General features: G+C 66.7%; 18 protein-coding genes. 12 read left to right on the plus strand and 6 right to left on the minus strand.

Annotated elements, in window-relative coordinates:
- Position 1 precedes the first annotated feature (1 nt).
- A complete protein-coding gene (locus tag ACTJJX_RS05660; RefSeq protein ID WP_003159803.1) occupies positions 2–1183 on the plus strand; it encodes a CaiB/BaiF CoA transferase family protein in 1182 nt (393 codons plus the stop codon).
- A gap of 1 nt (position 1184) precedes the next feature.
- Here the strand turns inward: ACTJJX_RS05660 and ACTJJX_RS05665 are convergent, their stop codons facing one another.
- The 3 genes from ACTJJX_RS05665 to ACTJJX_RS05675 form a co-directional block, all read right to left on the minus strand.
- Complete coding sequence (locus ACTJJX_RS05665; protein ID WP_003082453.1) at positions 1185–1682, minus strand: SprT family zinc-dependent metalloprotease; 498 nt, start codon at positions 1680–1682, stop codon at positions 1185–1187.
- A 167-nt stretch (positions 1683–1849) separates the two neighbouring features.
- A complete protein-coding gene (locus ACTJJX_RS05670) occupies positions 1850–2449 on the minus strand; it encodes a Yip1 family protein (RefSeq protein ID WP_003082455.1) in 600 nt (199 codons plus the stop codon).
- Positions 2450–2607: 158 nt separating this feature from the next.
- On the minus strand, positions 2608–3201 hold the full coding sequence (locus ACTJJX_RS05675) for a DNA-J related domain-containing protein (protein ID WP_003082458.1): 594 nt from the start codon (positions 3199–3201) through the stop codon (positions 2608–2610).
- Between the two features lie 102 nt (positions 3202–3303).
- Between ACTJJX_RS05675 and ttcA the strand changes: the two genes are divergently transcribed.
- Complete coding sequence (gene ttcA / locus ACTJJX_RS05680; RefSeq protein ID WP_003082462.1) at positions 3304–4128, plus strand: tRNA 2-thiocytidine(32) synthetase TtcA; 825 nt, start codon at positions 3304–3306, stop codon at positions 4126–4128.
- A gap of 46 nt (positions 4129–4174) precedes the next feature.
- A complete protein-coding gene (locus tag ACTJJX_RS05685; RefSeq protein ID WP_016851874.1) occupies positions 4175–4846 on the plus strand; it encodes a DNA-3-methyladenine glycosylase I in 672 nt (223 codons plus the stop codon).
- A 1-nt stretch (position 4847) separates the two neighbouring features.
- Here ACTJJX_RS05685 and ACTJJX_RS05690 read toward each other — a convergent pair whose 3' ends face one another.
- Together ACTJJX_RS05690 and ddaH are read right to left on the minus strand one after the other, a co-directional pair.
- Positions 4848–6266, minus strand: coding sequence for a basic amino acid/polyamine antiporter (locus tag ACTJJX_RS05690; RefSeq protein ID WP_003082465.1), 1419 nt, complete (start codon positions 6264–6266; stop codon positions 4848–4850).
- A gap of 104 nt (positions 6267–6370) precedes the next feature.
- The gene (gene ddaH, locus ACTJJX_RS05695; protein WP_003086612.1) at positions 6371–7135 is read right to left on the minus strand and encodes a dimethylargininase; all 765 of its coding nucleotides are present in this window, start codon (positions 7133–7135) and stop codon (positions 6371–6373) included.
- A 210-nt stretch (positions 7136–7345) separates the two neighbouring features.
- On the opposite strand from ddaH, the gene ddaR reads away from it, so the two are divergent.
- The 5 genes from ddaR (at position 7346) to ACTJJX_RS05720 (ending at position 11510) form a co-directional block, all read left to right on the plus strand.
- Positions 7346–8746 (plus strand): transcriptional regulator DdaR, encoded by a 1401-nt coding sequence (gene ddaR, locus ACTJJX_RS05700; protein WP_003112458.1) that lies wholly within the window; start codon positions 7346–7348, stop codon positions 8744–8746.
- 12 nt (positions 8747–8758) lie between these two features.
- Positions 8759–9529 (plus strand): NAD-dependent deacylase, encoded by a 771-nt coding sequence (locus ACTJJX_RS05705; protein ID WP_003112457.1) that lies wholly within the window; start codon positions 8759–8761, stop codon positions 9527–9529.
- Between the two features lie 65 nt (positions 9530–9594).
- Positions 9595–10212 (plus strand): C40 family peptidase, encoded by a 618-nt coding sequence (locus tag ACTJJX_RS05710; RefSeq protein ID WP_003082470.1) that lies wholly within the window; start codon positions 9595–9597, stop codon positions 10210–10212.
- Positions 10213–10294: 82 nt separating this feature from the next.
- On the plus strand, positions 10295–10828 hold the full coding sequence (locus ACTJJX_RS05715; protein WP_003082473.1) for a C40 family peptidase: 534 nt from the start codon (positions 10295–10297) through the stop codon (positions 10826–10828).
- 19 nt (positions 10829–10847) lie between these two features.
- Complete coding sequence (locus ACTJJX_RS05720) at positions 10848–11510, plus strand: O-methyltransferase (protein ID WP_003086626.1); 663 nt, start codon at positions 10848–10850, stop codon at positions 11508–11510.
- A gap of 7 nt (positions 11511–11517) precedes the next feature.
- Here ACTJJX_RS05720 and ACTJJX_RS05725 read toward each other — a convergent pair whose 3' ends face one another.
- A complete protein-coding gene (locus ACTJJX_RS05725) occupies positions 11518–12432 on the minus strand; it encodes a LysR family transcriptional regulator (RefSeq protein WP_003082475.1) in 915 nt (304 codons plus the stop codon).
- 300 nt (positions 12433–12732) lie between these two features.
- On the opposite strand from ACTJJX_RS05725, the gene ycaC reads away from it, so the two are divergent.
- From ycaC to ACTJJX_RS05745, 4 genes are all read left to right on the plus strand, one after another.
- Positions 12733–13350, plus strand: coding sequence for an isochorismate family cysteine hydrolase YcaC (gene ycaC, locus ACTJJX_RS05730; protein WP_003082476.1), 618 nt, complete (start codon positions 12733–12735; stop codon positions 13348–13350).
- Between the two features lie 142 nt (positions 13351–13492).
- Entirely contained in the window at positions 13493–13900 is a 408-nt protein-coding gene (locus ACTJJX_RS05735; protein ID WP_003082478.1) for an OsmC family protein, read from the plus strand.
- Positions 13901–13927: 27 nt separating this feature from the next.
- A complete protein-coding gene (locus ACTJJX_RS05740; RefSeq protein ID WP_003082483.1) occupies positions 13928–14485 on the plus strand; it encodes an NAD(P)H-dependent FMN reductase in 558 nt (185 codons plus the stop codon).
- Between the two features lie 26 nt (positions 14486–14511).
- Positions 14512–15459, plus strand: a complete 948-nt coding sequence (locus ACTJJX_RS05745) for a pirin family protein (RefSeq protein WP_003145400.1) — start codon at positions 14512–14514, stop codon at positions 15457–15459.
- Positions 15460–15540: the final 81 nt, after the last annotated feature.

Here is a 15540-nt window from a genome sequence, read left to right on the forward strand (position 1 = left end):
CATGAAAGGCCCGTTGTCATCGTTGAAAGTGCTGGATTTCTCGACCCTGTTGCCGGGGCCGTTCGCCTCGCTGCTGCTGGCCGACATGGGGGCGGACGTGCTGCGCGTGGAGTCGCCCGGGCGCATGGACCTGGTGCGGGTGCTGCCGCCGCACGTCGACGGCACCTCGGCCAGCCATGCCTACCTGAACCGCAACAAGCGTTCCATCGGCCTCGACCTGAAGCGGCAGGGCGCGCGCGAGGTGGTGCTGGAGCTGGTACGCGAATACGACATCGTCCTCGAACAGTTCCGTCCGGGGGTGATGGACAAGCTCGGCGTCGGCTACGAGGCGCTGAAGGCGGCGAACCCGCGGCTGATCTACGTGGCCATCACCGGCTACGGCCAGACCGGGCCGTACCGCGAGCGCGCCGGGCATGACATCAACTACCTGGCGCTGGCCGGCGTCGCCAGCTACACCGGGCGCCGCGAGCGTGGCCCGTTGCCGCTGGGGGTGCAACTGGCGGACCTCGCCGGTGGTTCGTTGCATGGCGTGATGGGCCTGCTGGCGGCGGTCATCCACCGGCAGCAGACCGGCGAGGGGCAGTTCGTCGACATCAGCATGACCGACTGCGCCTTCAGCCTGAACGGCATGGCCGGTGCAGGCTATCTCGCGGCCGGGGTCGAGCCGGAGATGGAGGCGCTGGCGCTGAACGGCGGCAGCTTCTACGACTACTACCGCACCCGCGATGGCCGCTGGTTCTCGGTAGGCAGCCTGGAACCGCAGTTCATGCAGCAGTTCTGCGCCGCCATCGGCCGCCCGGAACTGGCCGCCCGCGGCCTGTCGCCGAAGCCGGAAGAGCAGCGGGCGCTGAAGCGCGAGATCGAGATGGAGTTCGAGAAACGCGACTTCGCCGAATGGCAGGCGGTGTTCGCCGCCCTGGATGCCTGCGTGGAGCCGCTGCTGCCGCTCTCCGAGGCGCTGGAACACCCGCAGTTGCAGGCGCGCGGGCTGGTCGCCCGGGTGCCGCTGGCGGACGGCGGCAGCCAGGCGCAGATGGCCTGTCCGATCAAGTTTTCCGCCGGCCTGCCGGCGCCTCGCCACATCGGCACGGCGCTCGGCGCCGACACCGTGGCGGTGCTCGAAGGCCTGGGCTACTCCGCCGAACGGATCGCCGAGCTGAAGGCGGCCGGGGCCATCGCCTGAATCACTCGCGGAGCACTTCGCCGGTGAACACCAGGGTCGCCTTGCAGCGCCGGCAGTAGTAGCGGCGCCCCTTGGCCACCAGGGTGTGGCGTTGCGGGGAGAACGGGAAGTCGTTGTGCTCCGGGCAATGGCAGCGGTACAGGTAGCGGGTGGTGGCGCGGCGCTTGACCGCGTAGGTGTGGCAGCGGTCCGGCGGCAGGCCGTAGATGCCGCGCATGATCAACTGCCACTCCTCGCCGTGGGGGCGGATGCGCGGGCCGAACAACTGGTGCGCGATCAGGTGCGCGACTTCGTGGGCCACGGTCTGTTCCAGGAAGTGCTCGCGGTTCTCGCGGTACAGCTGGGGATTGAAGCGCAGCAGGTTCTCGTCGAGATGGGCGACCCCGGCTTTCTGGCCGCGCAGGCGGAAGCTGACGGTCGGGCGGGGGAAGCTGCGTTGGAAGAAGTGTTCGGCCTGCCGATAGCAGGCCTCGACGCGGGCGTTGAGGTGTTCGGGCATTCGGGAAGACTCCAGCAGCGGGCGATTATGCCGGAGACAGGAGGGCGGGCGCAGGCGTCGGGACGACCGCTCGTCCGGGGTGCAGGATCAGGCAAGCGCGGCGGCGGGCAAGAAAAAACCGGGCGGCGGTTGCCCGCGGCCCGGTCGTACGATGCGTTCGCTGGACGTCAGCTGGTGTATTCCGGGCCGACCCCGCTGCCCCAGAGGATCACCGACAGGGCGATCATCGCCACCAGCACCACCAGGCCCACCGCCAGCACCGAGCTGGAGAACAGGAAGCCTTCGTCCTTGTGGATGTTCATGAAGGTGGGAATCCCCACGTAGAGCAAGTAGACCGTGTAGCTGATCGCCGCCACCCCGACGATCATTCCCAGCCAGAGGTGCGGATACAGCGCCGCCAGCCCGGCGATGAACAGCGGCGTGGCGTTGTAGGCGGCGAACACGATGCACTGGGTCAGGCTCGGGTTGGCGTCGTAGGTCCGCGCCATCCAGTGGATGAACGCGCCCATCACCGCCACCCCGGCGAGCATCGCCAGGTAGGTGAGGACCGTCATCTGCAACGCGCTGGCCTGGGTCAACTTGACCGGATCGCCGCCGCCGACCACCCAGCCGACCTGGGTCGTGCCGATATAGGCGGAAATCGCCGGAATGGCAGCCAGGATCAGGATGTGGGTCAGGTACATGTGGCTGATGCTTTCTTCTTCGCCACGGATTTCCTGCCATTCCTGATCGGGATGGGTGAAGAGCCCCCATACATGATGGATCATGCCGTTTCCTCCTCGTTCTTATGTGGTCGCCCCCCAGCGAAGCGCCGGGCGCGCATGGACAGCGCCACCCGGTGCTCGGCCGACCTATGCGACCTTATGTCGCAGTATAGGAACGGCCCGAGCCCGCGTCGCTCGCGGGTTTAGAGCAAATCGAAGCTTCACGGCCGGCTGTAATAGCGTTGCAGTATTTCCATCGCCTTGTTGATCGATTGCAGGCGCGCAGTGCTGCCGCCGCGGTCGGGATGGTGCTGGCTGACCAGTTGCCGGTAGCGCAGCTTGATGGCGGGATAGTCGACCGCGCCCTCCAGCTCGAACAGGGCGAGGGCGGCAGCCTTCTCCTCGCTGCCCTGCATGCGCGTCCAGAAACTCTGCAGCAGCCGCTCGACGTCGGCCTCGCTGGTCTCCCCCAGGTGACGCAGGTCGAGGTAGTAGTCGCGCAGCGGATCGCCCTGTTCCAGCGCCTGCGTGCCATCCACGTAAGGATGCAGGCGCAGGCTCAGCGGGCTGATCTCCAGGTGCGCCTCGCGCTCGGCCCAGAGGTGGTCGCGCAGGTGGTAGAGCGCGTTGAACAGGAGGAAATGGGTGCGGAACAGCACCAGCTTGTCGGCCAGTTCGCGATGGGGGATATGCGTCGAATGGCGGGCCTTCAGCAGCTGGATCAACTGGTATTCGGAAAGCCCCTCGGGATGCTCGCGCAGCAGGCAGAGGATCTGCCCGGCGAGGTCGAGGCGGTGGTCGAGGTCGGGAGTCATGAGGCAAGACTAGCATCGGGCGTCGGGAGGGGCTGGGGTCGGCGTCGCTTTGTGCGTAAAATAGCCAGCTTTTCTCCTCGAACACCCGGATTCCAGAGCACCATGGGCACCCTTTCGGTCAATCAGAACAAACTGCAGAAGCGCCTGCGCCGCCTGGCCGGCGAGGCCATCACCGACTTCAACATGATCGAGGATGGCGACAAGGTCATGGTCTGCCTGTCCGGCGGCAAGGACAGCTACACCATGCTCGACATCCTGCTCTACCTGCAGAAGGTCGCGCCGATCCGCTTCGAGATCGTCGCGGTGAACATGGACCAGAAGCAGCCCGGTTTTCCCGAGCATGTCCTGCCGGAGTACCTGAAGTCGATCGGCGTCGAGTACCACATCGTCGAGAAGGACACCTACTCGGTGGTCAAGGAGAAGATCCCGGAAGGCAAGACCACCTGCTCGCTGTGCTCGCGCCTGCGCCGTGGCACGCTGTACACCTTCGCCGACGAGATCGGCGCGACCAAGATGGCCCTCGGTCACCATCGCGACGACATCCTCGAGACCTTCTTCCTCAACATGTTCTACGGCGGAACCCTGAAGGCCATGCCGCCGAAGCTGCTGGCCGACGACGGGCGCAACGTGGTGATCCGGCCGCTGGCCTATTGCAGCGAGAAGGACATCGAGGCCTATTCCCAGCTCAAGGAGTTTCCGATCATCCCCTGCAACCTCTGCGGTTCGCAGGAGAACCTGCAGCGCCAGGTGGTCAAGGAAATGCTGCTGGAATGGGAACGCAAATCGCCGGGGCGTACCGAGATCATGTTCCGCGCCCTGCAGAACGTGGTGCCGTCGCAACTGGCCGACCGCAACCTGTTCGACTTCGCCAACCTGCGCATCGACGAGAACGCCACGCCGCGCTTCCTCGACGTGATGAACCTCTGAGCCGCGCCGCGGGTCAGTTCTTCTCTCCGGTCTGCAAGGATTCCCGATGCGCGACTACGCCTGGATGTACGAATACTGCCTGAACCGCTTCGGCTCCAGGGAGGCGCTGGAAGCGCGCCTGCCGCAGCCGAAGAGCGCCGCCGAGCTGCGCGCGGTGGGTGACGACCGCTACCTGTCGCTGATCAGCCTGCGGATCTTCCGCGCCGGCCTCAAGCACAGCCTGGTGGACGCCAAGTGGCCGGCCTTCGAGGAAGTGTTCTTCGGCTTCGATCCGCAGAAGGTCGTGCTCATGAGCGCCGAGCATCTCGAGCGGCTGATGCAGGACGCCCGCCTGATCCGCCACCTGGGCAAGCTCAAGAGCGTGCCGCGCAATGCGCAGATGGTGCTCGACCTGGCCCGCGAACATGGCAGCTTCGGCAACTTCCTCGCGGATTGGCCGGAAACCGACATCGTCGGCCTGTGGAAGCTGGTGAGCAAGCGCGGCAACCAGCTCGGCGGCTTGTCGGCGCCGCGTTTCCTGCGGATGGCCGGCAAGGACACCTTCATTCCCAGCGACGACATGGTCGCCGCGCTGAAGGCCCAGGAGATCATCGACAAACCGCCCACCAGCCTCAAGGACCTGGCTGCCGTGCAGGCCGCCTTCAACCAGTGGCGCGAGGAGAGCGGCCGGCCGCTGTGCCAGCTGTCGGTGATGCTGGCACATACGGTCAATCATTGAGCTAGAGGCTCAGCCGACCGCTGCCGATCATCCATAGCGCCGCCAGCGCGAGGACCAGCACCAGCGCCGCGACGCTGCCTTCGGCGCGATTGCCGAACGCCGGCAGGCCGCGCTGGCGACGGGCATGCAGGAAGAAGCCCAGGCCTGGCGCGTAGAGGATCATCGACAGCAGCAGGTATTTCAGCCCGGCGGCGTAGATCAGCCAGACCCCGTAGAGCGTCCCCAACAGCGCCAGCGCCAGCATCGCGCCCGAGTGTGGGCGGCGCGCCACCAGCTTCAGGCAGAAGCCGGCGCAGAGCAGGTAGGGGATCAACGCCATCGAGGTGGCCAACTGGATCAGCGCGTTGTAGCCCGAGGCGTTGAGGAAGGCCACCAGCAGCAGCGCAGAGATCAGCGTGCTGGTCAGCCACAGTGCCGGCGCCGGGGTTTCCACCGCATTGGTGCGGCCGAACAGTGCCGGCGCGGTGTGCGTTGGGCCACGGCTGGCCAGGTAGAGCATTTCCACCGCGAGCATGGTCCAGGCCAGCAGCGCGCCGCCGACCGAGACGATCAGCCCGACGTTGATCAGCGTGGCGCCCCAGGGGCCCACCGCCGCGGCCATCACCTGGGCCATCGAGGGGTTCTTCATCTGCGCCAGTTCGTGCTGCGGCACCACGCCCAGCGACAGCACCGAGACGCAGACCAGCAACAGCAGGGTGACCACGAAGCCGAGCAGGGTTGCGCGGCTGACATCGGCCGCGTGCCGCGCGTGGCTGGCATAGACCGTGGCGCTCTCGATGCCGAGGAATACCCAGACGGTGTAGAGCATGGTGGTTTCCACCTGGCGGGTGACGCTGCCCAGGGCCGGGCTGCCCCAGAAGTCCAGGTGAAAGGTCTCGATGCGGAAGGCCAGGGCTACGCAGAGGATGAACAGGGCGATCGGCACCACCTTGGCGAGGGTCACGATGGCGTTGGTGATCGCCGCGTTGTGCACGCCGTGGAGGACGAAGGCATGCATCAGCCAGAGCACCGTCAATTCGCCGAGCAGCGCCGGCCAGGTGGTTCCGTCGCCGAAGAAGGCCAGCGCGCCGAACGAGCCGAGGGCGCTGAACAGCACCACCAGGTAGCCGGCGTTGCCGACCCAGGCGGAAATCCAGTAGCCCCAGGCGGCATTGAACCCCAGGTATTCGCCGAAGCCTTCGCGGGCGTAGCCGTAGACGCCGTCGTCCAGTTCGGGGCGGGTGGTCGACAGCCACTGGAATATCCGCGTCAGGGTCAGCATGCCGACGAAGGTGATCGCCCAGGCGATCAGGATCGCGCCGGCGCCTGCGCCTTCGGCCATGTTCTGCGGCAGGCTGAAGATGCCGCTGCCGATGATGCCGCCCACCACCAGCGCGGTCAGCGCCGGCAGCCCCAGTTTTCCCTTGTCCGAATCGGCCATGTGGCACCTCCGAAACTGCATCCGGTATGTCGCGCCAGGCGCAGGCGGAGCCTGCGCCGGGGTGCGACGGCGGGAGGCGGCGGGTCGGTCCGCCGCGGCATGGTTCAGAAGCGCAGCGACATGCAACTGACGCCGCCGTCGATCTTGCGATATTCGGAGGTGTCCACCTCGATCACCCGGTAGCCGAGGCGGGCGATCTTCTCGCGGGTCCGGGGATAGCCGGCGGGCATGATCACCCTTTCGTTGACCCAGATGCAGTTGGCGGCGTAGGACTCCTCTTCGGGGATCTCGATGATGTTGAAGTCCTGGAACTCCGGCTTGCTGACGAACTCGCCGGCGGCCAGCAGGTTGTTGTGTTCCAGGTAGGCGAGCCCGGTCTTCAGGTGCAGGACCTTTTCCAGGCGCACCACCGAGCCGCTGAGGCCATGTTTCTCCAGGATCGCGATCATCTGCCGGGCGCCCTCGGCGTTGGTGCGGGCCGATTCGCCGATGTAGAAGTGGTCGCCGACCATCATGATGTCGCCGGCTTCCACCGTGCCGGGTGCCTCGATGCGCTCGACCTTGCCCGGATAGAAGCGCTGCACGGTTTCCTCGATGATCTCGGTCTCGCCGCGCCGCGATTCGGCGCCGGGGCGGGTGATGATGGCGCAGCGCGAGGTGCAGAGCACCGGGTCCTCGACGAACACCGAGTCGGGGAAGCGTTCGTCCGGCGGCAGCAGGGTGATGTCCACGTCGCAGGTCTGCAAGGCGCGGATGTAGGCGTTGTGCTGCTCCAGGGCCTTGGCGTAGTCCGGCTTGCCGAGGTGGCTGGAGGTCAGGCCGTCGACCAGGCTGCGGGCGGGCGTGCGAGCGATGATGTGCTTGAACATGACGATTTTCCTCGTGTGGGGACGACGAGGTCGTTGCAAGCCACGCGCCAGCCAACGCCCGGGAATTGCCTTGGAAATCCTTGATAAATCGGAGGATTTTCCTGGTTTTCCGAGGGCTTGGTTGATCCACGCCAAGGATGCTCGGTCGCGCTGCGTCGAAGATGGGACAACTGACGAGATTTCGACATCCGGGAAACCGAGGGGGAGAGCATGGCGCTTGTCGAGGAGCCGACGATTTCCACGCGAAGCGGTGAACTGGCCTGGTTGGTGGACTGCCTGGCGCCGATTTTCGACGGCCTGCGGCAACCGGTCACGGTGGTCGACCCCTCCGGTCGCTTCGTCTACTACAACCGTGCCAGCGGCCTGCTCGATGGTCTCGACCCGCAGCGGGCGCTGGGCATGCACCTGTTGCAGAGCGCTCCCTGGCTGGCGGCCGAGCAAAGCACTCTGTTGCGTTGCCTGGCCGAAGGGCGGCCGTCGATCGATACGCTGCAGGCCTACGTGGGGGCCGGCGGCGAGCTGTTGCAGTATCGCCACCGAGCGATCCCGCTGCGCGGGCGCGACGGTTGCCTGCTCGGCGCGATGGAACTCGGCGAAGTCGTCGCCGAGACCGAAGAGGCCGCAGGCCTGGCGGATTGCCCGAACATCCTGAGCGTGGCGCCGAGCCTGCTGCGGCAGTTGCAGCGCCTGGACGTTTTCGCCGCCACCGACCTGCCGCTGCTGATCCATGGCGAGACCGGCACCGGCAAGGAACTGTTCGCCCGTCGCGCCCATGCCCTGAGCCCGCGACGCAGCGGTCCGATGATCAGCCTGAACTGCGCAGCGATTCCCGAGACGCTGCTGGAAAGTACCCTGTTCGGCACCACCCGCGGCGCTTTCACCGGCGCCGAGAACCGCAAGGGCATGTTCGCCCTGGCGCAGGGCGGCAGCTTGTTCCTCGACGAGATCAATTCCATGCCGATGGCCATGCAGAGCAAGCTGCTGCGGGTCCTGCAGGACGGCAGCTACCTGCCTCTGGGCAGCCTGAGCCCGCAGCGGGCCGATGTGCGCCTGATCGCGGCGAGCAACCAGCCGCCGCGCCAGGCGATCGCCGAGGGACGCCTGCGCGAGGACCTGTACTACCGTCTGGACGTGGGCAGCCTGTGCATCCCGCCGCTGCGCGAGCGCCCCGGCGATGTGGAACTGCTGGCACGGGCGTTCGTCCGTCGCGATGCGCGCAGCCTCAACCCGCGTGTCACCGCTCTTGGCGAGCGGGCGCTGGCGCAGTTGCTGGCCTGCGACTGGCCGGGCAACGTCCGGCAACTGGAAAACGTGATCCGGCGCAGCCTGTTGCTGCACGGGGAGGGCGGCGCACTGCTGGATGAGGTGGCGTTCGCCGACGACGGCGCCGAGGCCGTGGGCGGCGAGGCCGCGCTCTCGATGAACAGCGCGGCGGTCGGAGGCCTGCGCGAGGCGCTGGCGCAACAGGAGCGCAACCTGATAGAAGACGCCTTGCGCCAGGCGCGCGGCAATCTCTCCCGGGCCGCCGCCCGGTTGCGGATTCCGCGCACGACCCTGCTCGGGCGCATGCGCCGGCTCGGCTTGCCGGCTTCCCTCGATCCGCCAGCCTGACAGGAGCCAACCATGGACAGCCACAGCCCGATCGCCACCGTCGCCCAGGCCCTGCGGCGCGCCGAACGCATCCTGGTCATCACTGGCGCCGGCCTCTCCGCGGATTCCGGTATGCCCACCTATCGCGGCCTCGGCGGTCTCTACAACGGTCGCACGGAAGAGGGCCTGCCGATCGAGGCGGCACTTTCCGGACCGATGCTGCGGCGCGATCCGGCGCTGTGCTGGAAGTACCTCGCGGAACTCGGCAAGGCTTGCCTGGCGGCCCGACCCAACGCCGGCCACGAAGCCATCGCCGAGTTGCAGAAGCACAAGCCGGAATGCTGGGTGCTGACCCAGAACATCGACGGCTTCCATCGCCAGGCCGGCTCGCCGGCCGAGCGGCTGATCGAGATCCATGGCGAACTGGCGCCGCTCTACTGCCAGTCCTGCGGTGCCGAGAGCGGCGGCCTGGAGGAGCATCTGCACGGCCAGTTGCCGCCGCGCTGCGCCGCTTGCGGTGGGGTGCTGCGGCCGCCGGTGGTGCTGTTCGAGGAAATGTTGCCGGAAGAGGCGATCGATACCCTGTACCGCGAATTGCGCAAAGGCTTCGATGCGGTGCTGGTGGTGGGAACCACCGCGAGCTTCCCCTATATCGTCGAACCGGTGCTGCGCACGCGGCAGGCGGGAGGCTTCACCGCGGAGGTGAATCCTGGCGTGACCGACCTCAGCGAGCGGGTCGATGTGAAAATGACAGGACGAGCCTTAGACATCATGCCGCAGGTGGTAAGTCACATTTATCGATAAAAAACTTGCATAGGATTGATCGAGAAGGCAAATTAGCCCGCTAGTAAAACTAATGAGACACGGTCGTGCCCATGCTTAAACGCTTAGCACCCCTCGTGCCCATGAGTTTCGTTCTGCTGCTGGCCGCTTGCGCCAGCCATTCGCCGGAGCCGCAGGTCGCCAAAGAGCCGACCGCAGCCAAGAGCAGCATCGACGTCGAACGCGACGCGATCGCTTGGCAGGATGTTGAGGACGAAGGGGCGGACAATTCATCGGCTGGTACGCCTGCGCTGGCGTCCAGCATCCTCGAGCGCGCTTTCGAACTGATCGGTACGCCGTACCGTTTCGGCGGTACGACGGCGAAAGGCTTCGATTGCAGCGGCTTCGTCGGCTACCTGTTCCGCGAGGAGGCCGGCATCAAGCTGCCGCGCTCCACCCGCGAACTCATCGATATGGACGTACCGCTGGTCTCCAAGGACGAGCTGCAGCCCGGCGACCTGCTGTTCTTCAACAACCGTGGCCGTGGCCGCGTCAGCCACGCCGGCATCTACATCGGCGATGGCCAGTTCATCCATTCCGCCAGCCGTCGCGGCGGCGGGGTGCGGGTGGACAGCCTGGACTCCAGCTACTGGAGCCTGAGCTACATGGAAGCCAAGCGGGTGCTCGAACCCGGCTACAAGGATGCCCTGACGAGCAAGCGCTAAACTTAAAGTTTTACTTTAAGTATTGCGTTTAACTCCTTGTCGTAGCAAAGTGGAAGCATTCCTCACCAGGAAGGCTTCCACTATGCATGCACTGGCCCGATTCTCGATCCTCGCCTTTGCTGCGCTGCTTACCGCCTGCGCCAGCAAAGCGCCGCCCCCCGCGCCCGCCAAACAGGTCGTATTCCGTCCGGCGACGAATTTCTCGCCCGCCGCCGACGATGTGCTGTTCCGTGCCCTCGGCCTGGTCGGCACGCCCTACCGCTGGGGCGGCAACACGCCCGATTCGGGCTTCGATTGCAGCGGCCTGATCAACTTCGTCTACCGCGACATGACCGGCATCAAGCTGCCGCGCTCGACCCGCGAGATGATTTCCATGCGCGCGCCCAGCGTGCCGGTGCAGGCCCTGCAGACCGGCGACCTGGTGTTCTTCGCCACCTCCGGTGGTCGCACCGTGAGCCATGCCGGCATCTACGTCGGCGAGGGTCGCTTCGTGCATGCGCCGCGCACCGGCGGCACGGTGCGCCTGGACAGCCTGCAGAACAGCTACTGGCAACGCGCGTACCTGGACGCCAAGCGCGTGCTGGTCGCGCCGTCGCCGTTGGCGCGGGTGCCCTGAGGCGGGGAGGTCCGGGCCGATGACCACCCGCACCCTCAACCTCGACGACAACCTCTACCGCTACCTGCTGGACGTTTCGCTGCGGGAAACCCCGCTGATGACCCGCCTGCGCGAGGAAACCGCGAAGCTGCCCAACGCACGCTGGCAGATCGCCCCCGAGCAGGGCCAGTTCATCGCCTTGCTGCTGACCCTGATCGGCGCGCGGCGGGCGCTGGAGGTCGGCACCTTCACCGGCTACAGCGCCCTGTGCATGGCTACCGCCCTTGGCGAGCAGGGGCGTCTTACCTGTTGCGACCTGCCCGGCGACTACCACCTGACTGCGCGCCGCTACTGGCGCGAAGCCGCTGTCGAGGAGCGCATCGAGCTACGCCTCGGGCCCGCCCTGGAAACCCTGCGTGCGTTGCTCGACGAAGGCCTGGCCGGGCAGTTCGACCTGGCCTTCATCGACGCCGACAAGGCCAACTACCCCGAATACCTGGAGGCCGCGCTGGCGCTGGTGCGCCAGGGTGGGCTGGTGCTTTTCGACAACGTGCTGTGGAGCGGCCGGGTGCTCGAAGCGCAGCCGAAGAGTGCGGATACCCGCGGCATCCAGCAGCTCAACCTGGCGCTGAAGAACGACGCGCGGGTGGACTACTCGCTGCTGCCGATCGGCGACGGGCTGAGCGTCTGTCGCAAGCGCTGAGCGAGGCTCAGCGCACGCCCCACGGCGGGCTGCCCAGGGCCTGCTGGAGAAACTGGACGAACAGCTTCACCTTCGGCGAGAGGGTTGCCGCTCGCGAATACATGGCGTAGATCAGGTCGTCCAGCGGCCGCTCCTGCGGCAGGGCCTCGACCAGCCGGCCGGCGGCCAGGTCCTCGGCGGCGATGAACAGCGGCAGCATCGCCAGGCCCAGGCCACGCACCGCGGCGTCGCGCATGGTCTGGCCGTTGTTGGTGTTGAAGCGTCCGCGCGGGGTGATCATCCGCGCCGGCTCGCCGGCCACCCGCGGCTCGAAGCTCCATAGCTGCGACGGGGTGTTGTGGCTGTAGCCGATGCAGGGATGGCAGAGGATGTCTTCGATGCGTTGCAGCGGGCCGTGCCGTTCCAGGTATTCCGGGCTGCAACACACTACCCGGCGGCTGGTGCCCAGTTGGCGGGCGATCAGCGAGCTGTCCTGCAGGCGGGTGATGCGGATCGCCAGGTCGTAGCCTTCCTTCTCGAAGTCGACGATCCGGTCGTCCAGTTGCAGGACCACTTCCAGGCGCGGGTTGCGCGCCATGAATTCCATCACCAGCGGCCCCAGCCAGAGCGTGCCGAAGCTCATCGGCGCCATCACCCGCAATTCCCCGCACAGGTCGTTCTCGCGCAGGGCCACGCTTTCCGCGGCGTTGTTCAGGTCCTGCAGCGAGGCCTTGGCCGACTTGTAGAAGAAGCCGCCGGCCTCGGTCGGCTCGACGTTGCGCGTCGAGCGGTAGAGCAGGCGCACGCCGAGGTGGCGCTCCAGGTCGCTGACGCGTTTGCTGATCACGGACTTGGACAGGCTCATGCGTTCGGCGGCGGCGCTGATGCTGCCCAGCTCGACCACGTTGAGGAAGGCCTGTATGTCTTCAAGGCGCAGGCTCATGGCGAATCTCGAAACAATCGGGAGGCAGACTGTCGCATGCGGGAGAACTCCTGGTAAGGGGATGCGCGCGTCGCACGTACGGGAAAGACAATGGCAGGGCAAGCGTAGCGCGCCCGGGGAATGGCATTGTTCTCGTATCGAGAACACCGTTTTCGCATTTTACCGGGCGGTAAATCGCTGTCGCTGTCACTACTCTTGATGGGCGGCGTGCGCTCCCGAGACCGCCCATGCTTGCCTCCCAGGAGGCGCTTCGTTTCACACCGCGCGGCGACGGACGCCGCCCGAGACCGGAGAAACACCATGTCCTTCACCTACAAGCGACTCGACAAGAACGATGCGGCGGTGCTGTTCGTCGACCACCAGGCAGGCCTGCTCTCCCTGGTCCGCGATTTCAGCCCGGACGAGTTCAAGAACAACGTCCTGGCATTGGCCGACATCGCCAGGTTCTTCAACCTGCCGACCATCCTCACCACCAGCTTCGAGGATGGCCCCAACGGCCCGCTGGTGCCGGAACTCAAGGAAATGTTTCCGCAGGCCCCGTACATCGCCCGCCCCGGCAACATCAACGCCTGGGACAACGAGGACTTCGTCAAGGCAGTCAAGGCCACCGGCAAGAAGCAACTGATCATCGCCGGCGTGGTGACCGATGTCTGCGTAGCCTTCCCGACCCTCTCGGCACTGGAGGAGGGGTTTGACGTATTCGTCGTCACCGACGCCTCCGGCACCTTCAACCCGGTGGTGCGCGACGCCGCCTGGGCGCGCATGACCGCCGCCGGCGCGCAACTGATGAACTGGTTCAGCGTCGGCTGCGAACTGCACCGCGACTGGCGCAACGACATCGAAGGCTTCGGTGCCATCCTCGGCGGCCACCTGCCGGCGTACGCCAACCTGATCCAGAGCTTCGGCACGAAGAAGTAAGCCGGCTTCGCCGCTGTCCCGGACACAAGGCACTCCGACCATCGGGTGCCTTGTGTCGTTTTCCGTCCAGGTGTTTTCATCGGAACGCCGCTTCGCCGGAACCCGAGGTTCCGGCACGCCCCCCATGCACAGGAGAAACCCCATGGCTACCCAGGTCGTCAACGCTTCCCTCGGCACCACCCCTTATCGCGTGACCCTCGGCGACGACAGCCACCAGTGGCTGAGCGACGTGCCGGCCGCCCTCGGCGGCGCCGACAGCGGTCCCTCGCCGCACGAGATCCTGCTCTCGGCGCTGGGCGCCTGCACGGCGATCACTGTGGCGATGTACGCGCAGCGCAAGGAGTGGCCGCTGGAGGGTATCGACGTGCAACTGAACATCGTCGAGGAACGCACCAAGCCGGAGCCCTTCACCCATATCCGCCGCGACATCCGCCTGGCCGGCGATCTCGACGCCGAGCAGCGCCAGCGTCTGCTGGAGATCGCCAATGCCTGCCCGATCCATCGTGTACTCTCCGGAGAGGTCAGCGTCAGCAGCCAGCTACGCGACTGAACCCGCACGCACAACGAGGAGCACGGCATGAGCGACGACATCAAGGTATTGGGCATTTCCGGCAGCCTGCGCAGCGGCTCCTACAACAGCGCGGCGCTGCAGGAGGCGATTGGCCTGGTCCCGCCGGGCATGAGCATCGAGCTGGCGGACATCTCCGGCATCCCGCTGTACAACGAGGACGTCTACGCCCTCGGCTTCCCGCCCGCGGTGGAACGCTTCCGCGAGCAGATCCGCGCGGCGGACGCGCTGCTGTTCGCCACCCCGGAATACAACTATTCGATGGCCGGGGTGCTGAAGAATGCCATCGACTGGGCCTCGCGGCCGCCGGAGCAGCCGTTCTCCGGCAAGCCGGCGGCGATCCTCGGTGCCAGTGCCGGGCGTTTCGGCACCGCGCGGGCGCAGTATCACTTGCGCCAGACGCTGGTGTTCCTCGACGTTCATCCGCTGAACAAGCCGGAAGTGATGATCTCCAGCGCGCAGAACGCCTTCGACGCCCAGGGCCGGCTGCTCGACGACAAGGCGCGCGAGCTGATCCAGCAGCAGTTGCAGGCCCTGCAGCTATGGGTGCGCCGCCTGCGCGGTTGAATGCCTCGTCACCGGAGAGCCTGAACATGAGCAATACCGAAGAGCGTTGCGACCTGTCCTCCTCGCGGGACTGTCCGGAGCGCCGCGAACACCTGCTGCAACGGGTCACCGCGCGTGCCGCGGAAATCGGCGGCGGGATCACCGTCAGTCGGCTGATGCCGTCGCGCCAGCGGCGGATGATCGGTGCCTGGTGCTTCCTCGACCATGCCGGTCCCGCCGAATTCGAACCTGGCGGCGGACTGGCCGTGGGCCCGCACCCGCACATCGGCCTGCAGACCTTTACCTGGATGATCCAGGGCGAGGCGTTGCACCGCGACAGCCTGGGCAACGTCCAGGTGATCCGCCCCGGCCAGGTCAACCTGATGACCGCCGGTCATGGCATCGCCCACACCGAGGAGTCGCTGCCCGACGAGCGCCACGCCCACGCCGCGCAGTTGTGGATCGCGCTGCCCTACGAGCAGCGCGACATCGCCCCGGCCTTCGACCATCATCCCGACCTGCCGCGCTGGCAGGAGCAGGGGGTCACCTTCACCCTGCTGGCCGGTGCGCTGGCCGGGCGACAGGCGCCGTGCCGGCTCTACTCGCCGCTGCTCGGTGCCGACCTGGCCTGCCACGACGCCTCGACCCTGCAACTGACGCTCGACCCGCACTTCGAGTACGGCCTGCTGCCGCTGGAAGGCGGGTTGGAAGTGGGCGGCGAGCATTTCGCGGTGAACGAACTGGCCTACCTGGGCGACGGCCGCGACGGCCTGCAACTGCAACTCGACCCTGGCGCGCGGGTGCTGTTGCTGGGTGGCGCACCGTTCGGTGCGGAGATCTTCATGTGGTGGAACTTCGTCGGCCACAGCAAGGGCGAGATCGCCCGGGCGCAGAAGGCCTGGGAGGAGGGGGATGCCCGCTTCGGCCGGCTCGACGCCCTGGAAGGGCCGCGCTTGAGCGCTCCGCCGATTCCCTGGAAGATCGACGCCGAGTGAGGTTGATGTGCCGCCGGGTGCCCCGGCGGCGTCCTCGAATGCCTGTCGGCGATCGTTGTGGACCTGCGGCCTGGCGATTCG

Origin of the sequence: Pseudomonas sp. 22490, from assembly GCF_052044465.1 — a bacterium.
Lineage (GTDB): Bacteria > Pseudomonadota > Gammaproteobacteria > Pseudomonadales > Pseudomonadaceae > Pseudomonas > Pseudomonas aeruginosa.

Excerpts from the sequence above, each read along its gene's own strand:
- ddaR (WP_003112458.1), top strand. The coding sequence starts at position 7,346 with ATGGCGCTTGTCGAGGAGCCGACGATTTCCACGCGAAGCGGTGAACTG.
- ACTJJX_RS05720 (WP_003086626.1), top strand. The coding sequence starts at position 10,848 with ATGACCACCCGCACCCTCAACCTCGACGACAACCTCTACCGCTACCTG.
- ACTJJX_RS05685 (WP_016851874.1), top strand. The coding sequence starts at position 4,175 with ATGCGCGACTACGCCTGGATGTACGAATACTGCCTGAACCGCTTCGGC.
- ACTJJX_RS05665 (WP_003082453.1), bottom strand. The coding sequence starts at position 1,682 with ATGCCCGAACACCTCAACGCCCGCGTCGAGGCCTGCTATCGGCAGGCC.
- ACTJJX_RS05705 (WP_003112457.1), top strand. The coding sequence starts at position 8,759 with ATGGACAGCCACAGCCCGATCGCCACCGTCGCCCAGGCCCTGCGGCGC.
- ACTJJX_RS05725 (WP_003082475.1), bottom strand. The coding sequence starts at position 12,432 with ATGAGCCTGCGCCTTGAAGACATACAGGCCTTCCTCAACGTGGTCGAG.
- ACTJJX_RS05740 (WP_003082483.1), top strand. The coding sequence starts at position 13,928 with ATGAGCGACGACATCAAGGTATTGGGCATTTCCGGCAGCCTGCGCAGC.
- ACTJJX_RS05715 (WP_003082473.1), top strand. The coding sequence starts at position 10,295 with ATGCATGCACTGGCCCGATTCTCGATCCTCGCCTTTGCTGCGCTGCTT.
- ACTJJX_RS05670 (WP_003082455.1), bottom strand. The coding sequence starts at position 2,449 with ATGATCCATCATGTATGGGGGCTCTTCACCCATCCCGATCAGGAATGG.
- ttcA (WP_003082462.1), top strand. The coding sequence starts at position 3,304 with ATGGGCACCCTTTCGGTCAATCAGAACAAACTGCAGAAGCGCCTGCGC.
- ACTJJX_RS05690 (WP_003082465.1), bottom strand. The coding sequence starts at position 6,266 with ATGGCCGATTCGGACAAGGGAAAACTGGGGCTGCCGGCGCTGACCGCG.
- ddaH (WP_003086612.1), bottom strand. The coding sequence starts at position 7,135 with ATGTTCAAGCACATCATCGCTCGCACGCCCGCCCGCAGCCTGGTCGAC.
- ACTJJX_RS05675 (WP_003082458.1), bottom strand. The coding sequence starts at position 3,201 with ATGACTCCCGACCTCGACCACCGCCTCGACCTCGCCGGGCAGATCCTC.
- ACTJJX_RS05735 (WP_003082478.1), top strand. The coding sequence starts at position 13,493 with ATGGCTACCCAGGTCGTCAACGCTTCCCTCGGCACCACCCCTTATCGC.
- ACTJJX_RS05660 (WP_003159803.1), top strand. The coding sequence starts at position 2 with ATGAAAGGCCCGTTGTCATCGTTGAAAGTGCTGGATTTCTCGACCCTG.
- ycaC (WP_003082476.1), top strand. The coding sequence starts at position 12,733 with ATGTCCTTCACCTACAAGCGACTCGACAAGAACGATGCGGCGGTGCTG.
- ACTJJX_RS05745 (WP_003145400.1), top strand. The coding sequence starts at position 14,512 with ATGAGCAATACCGAAGAGCGTTGCGACCTGTCCTCCTCGCGGGACTGT.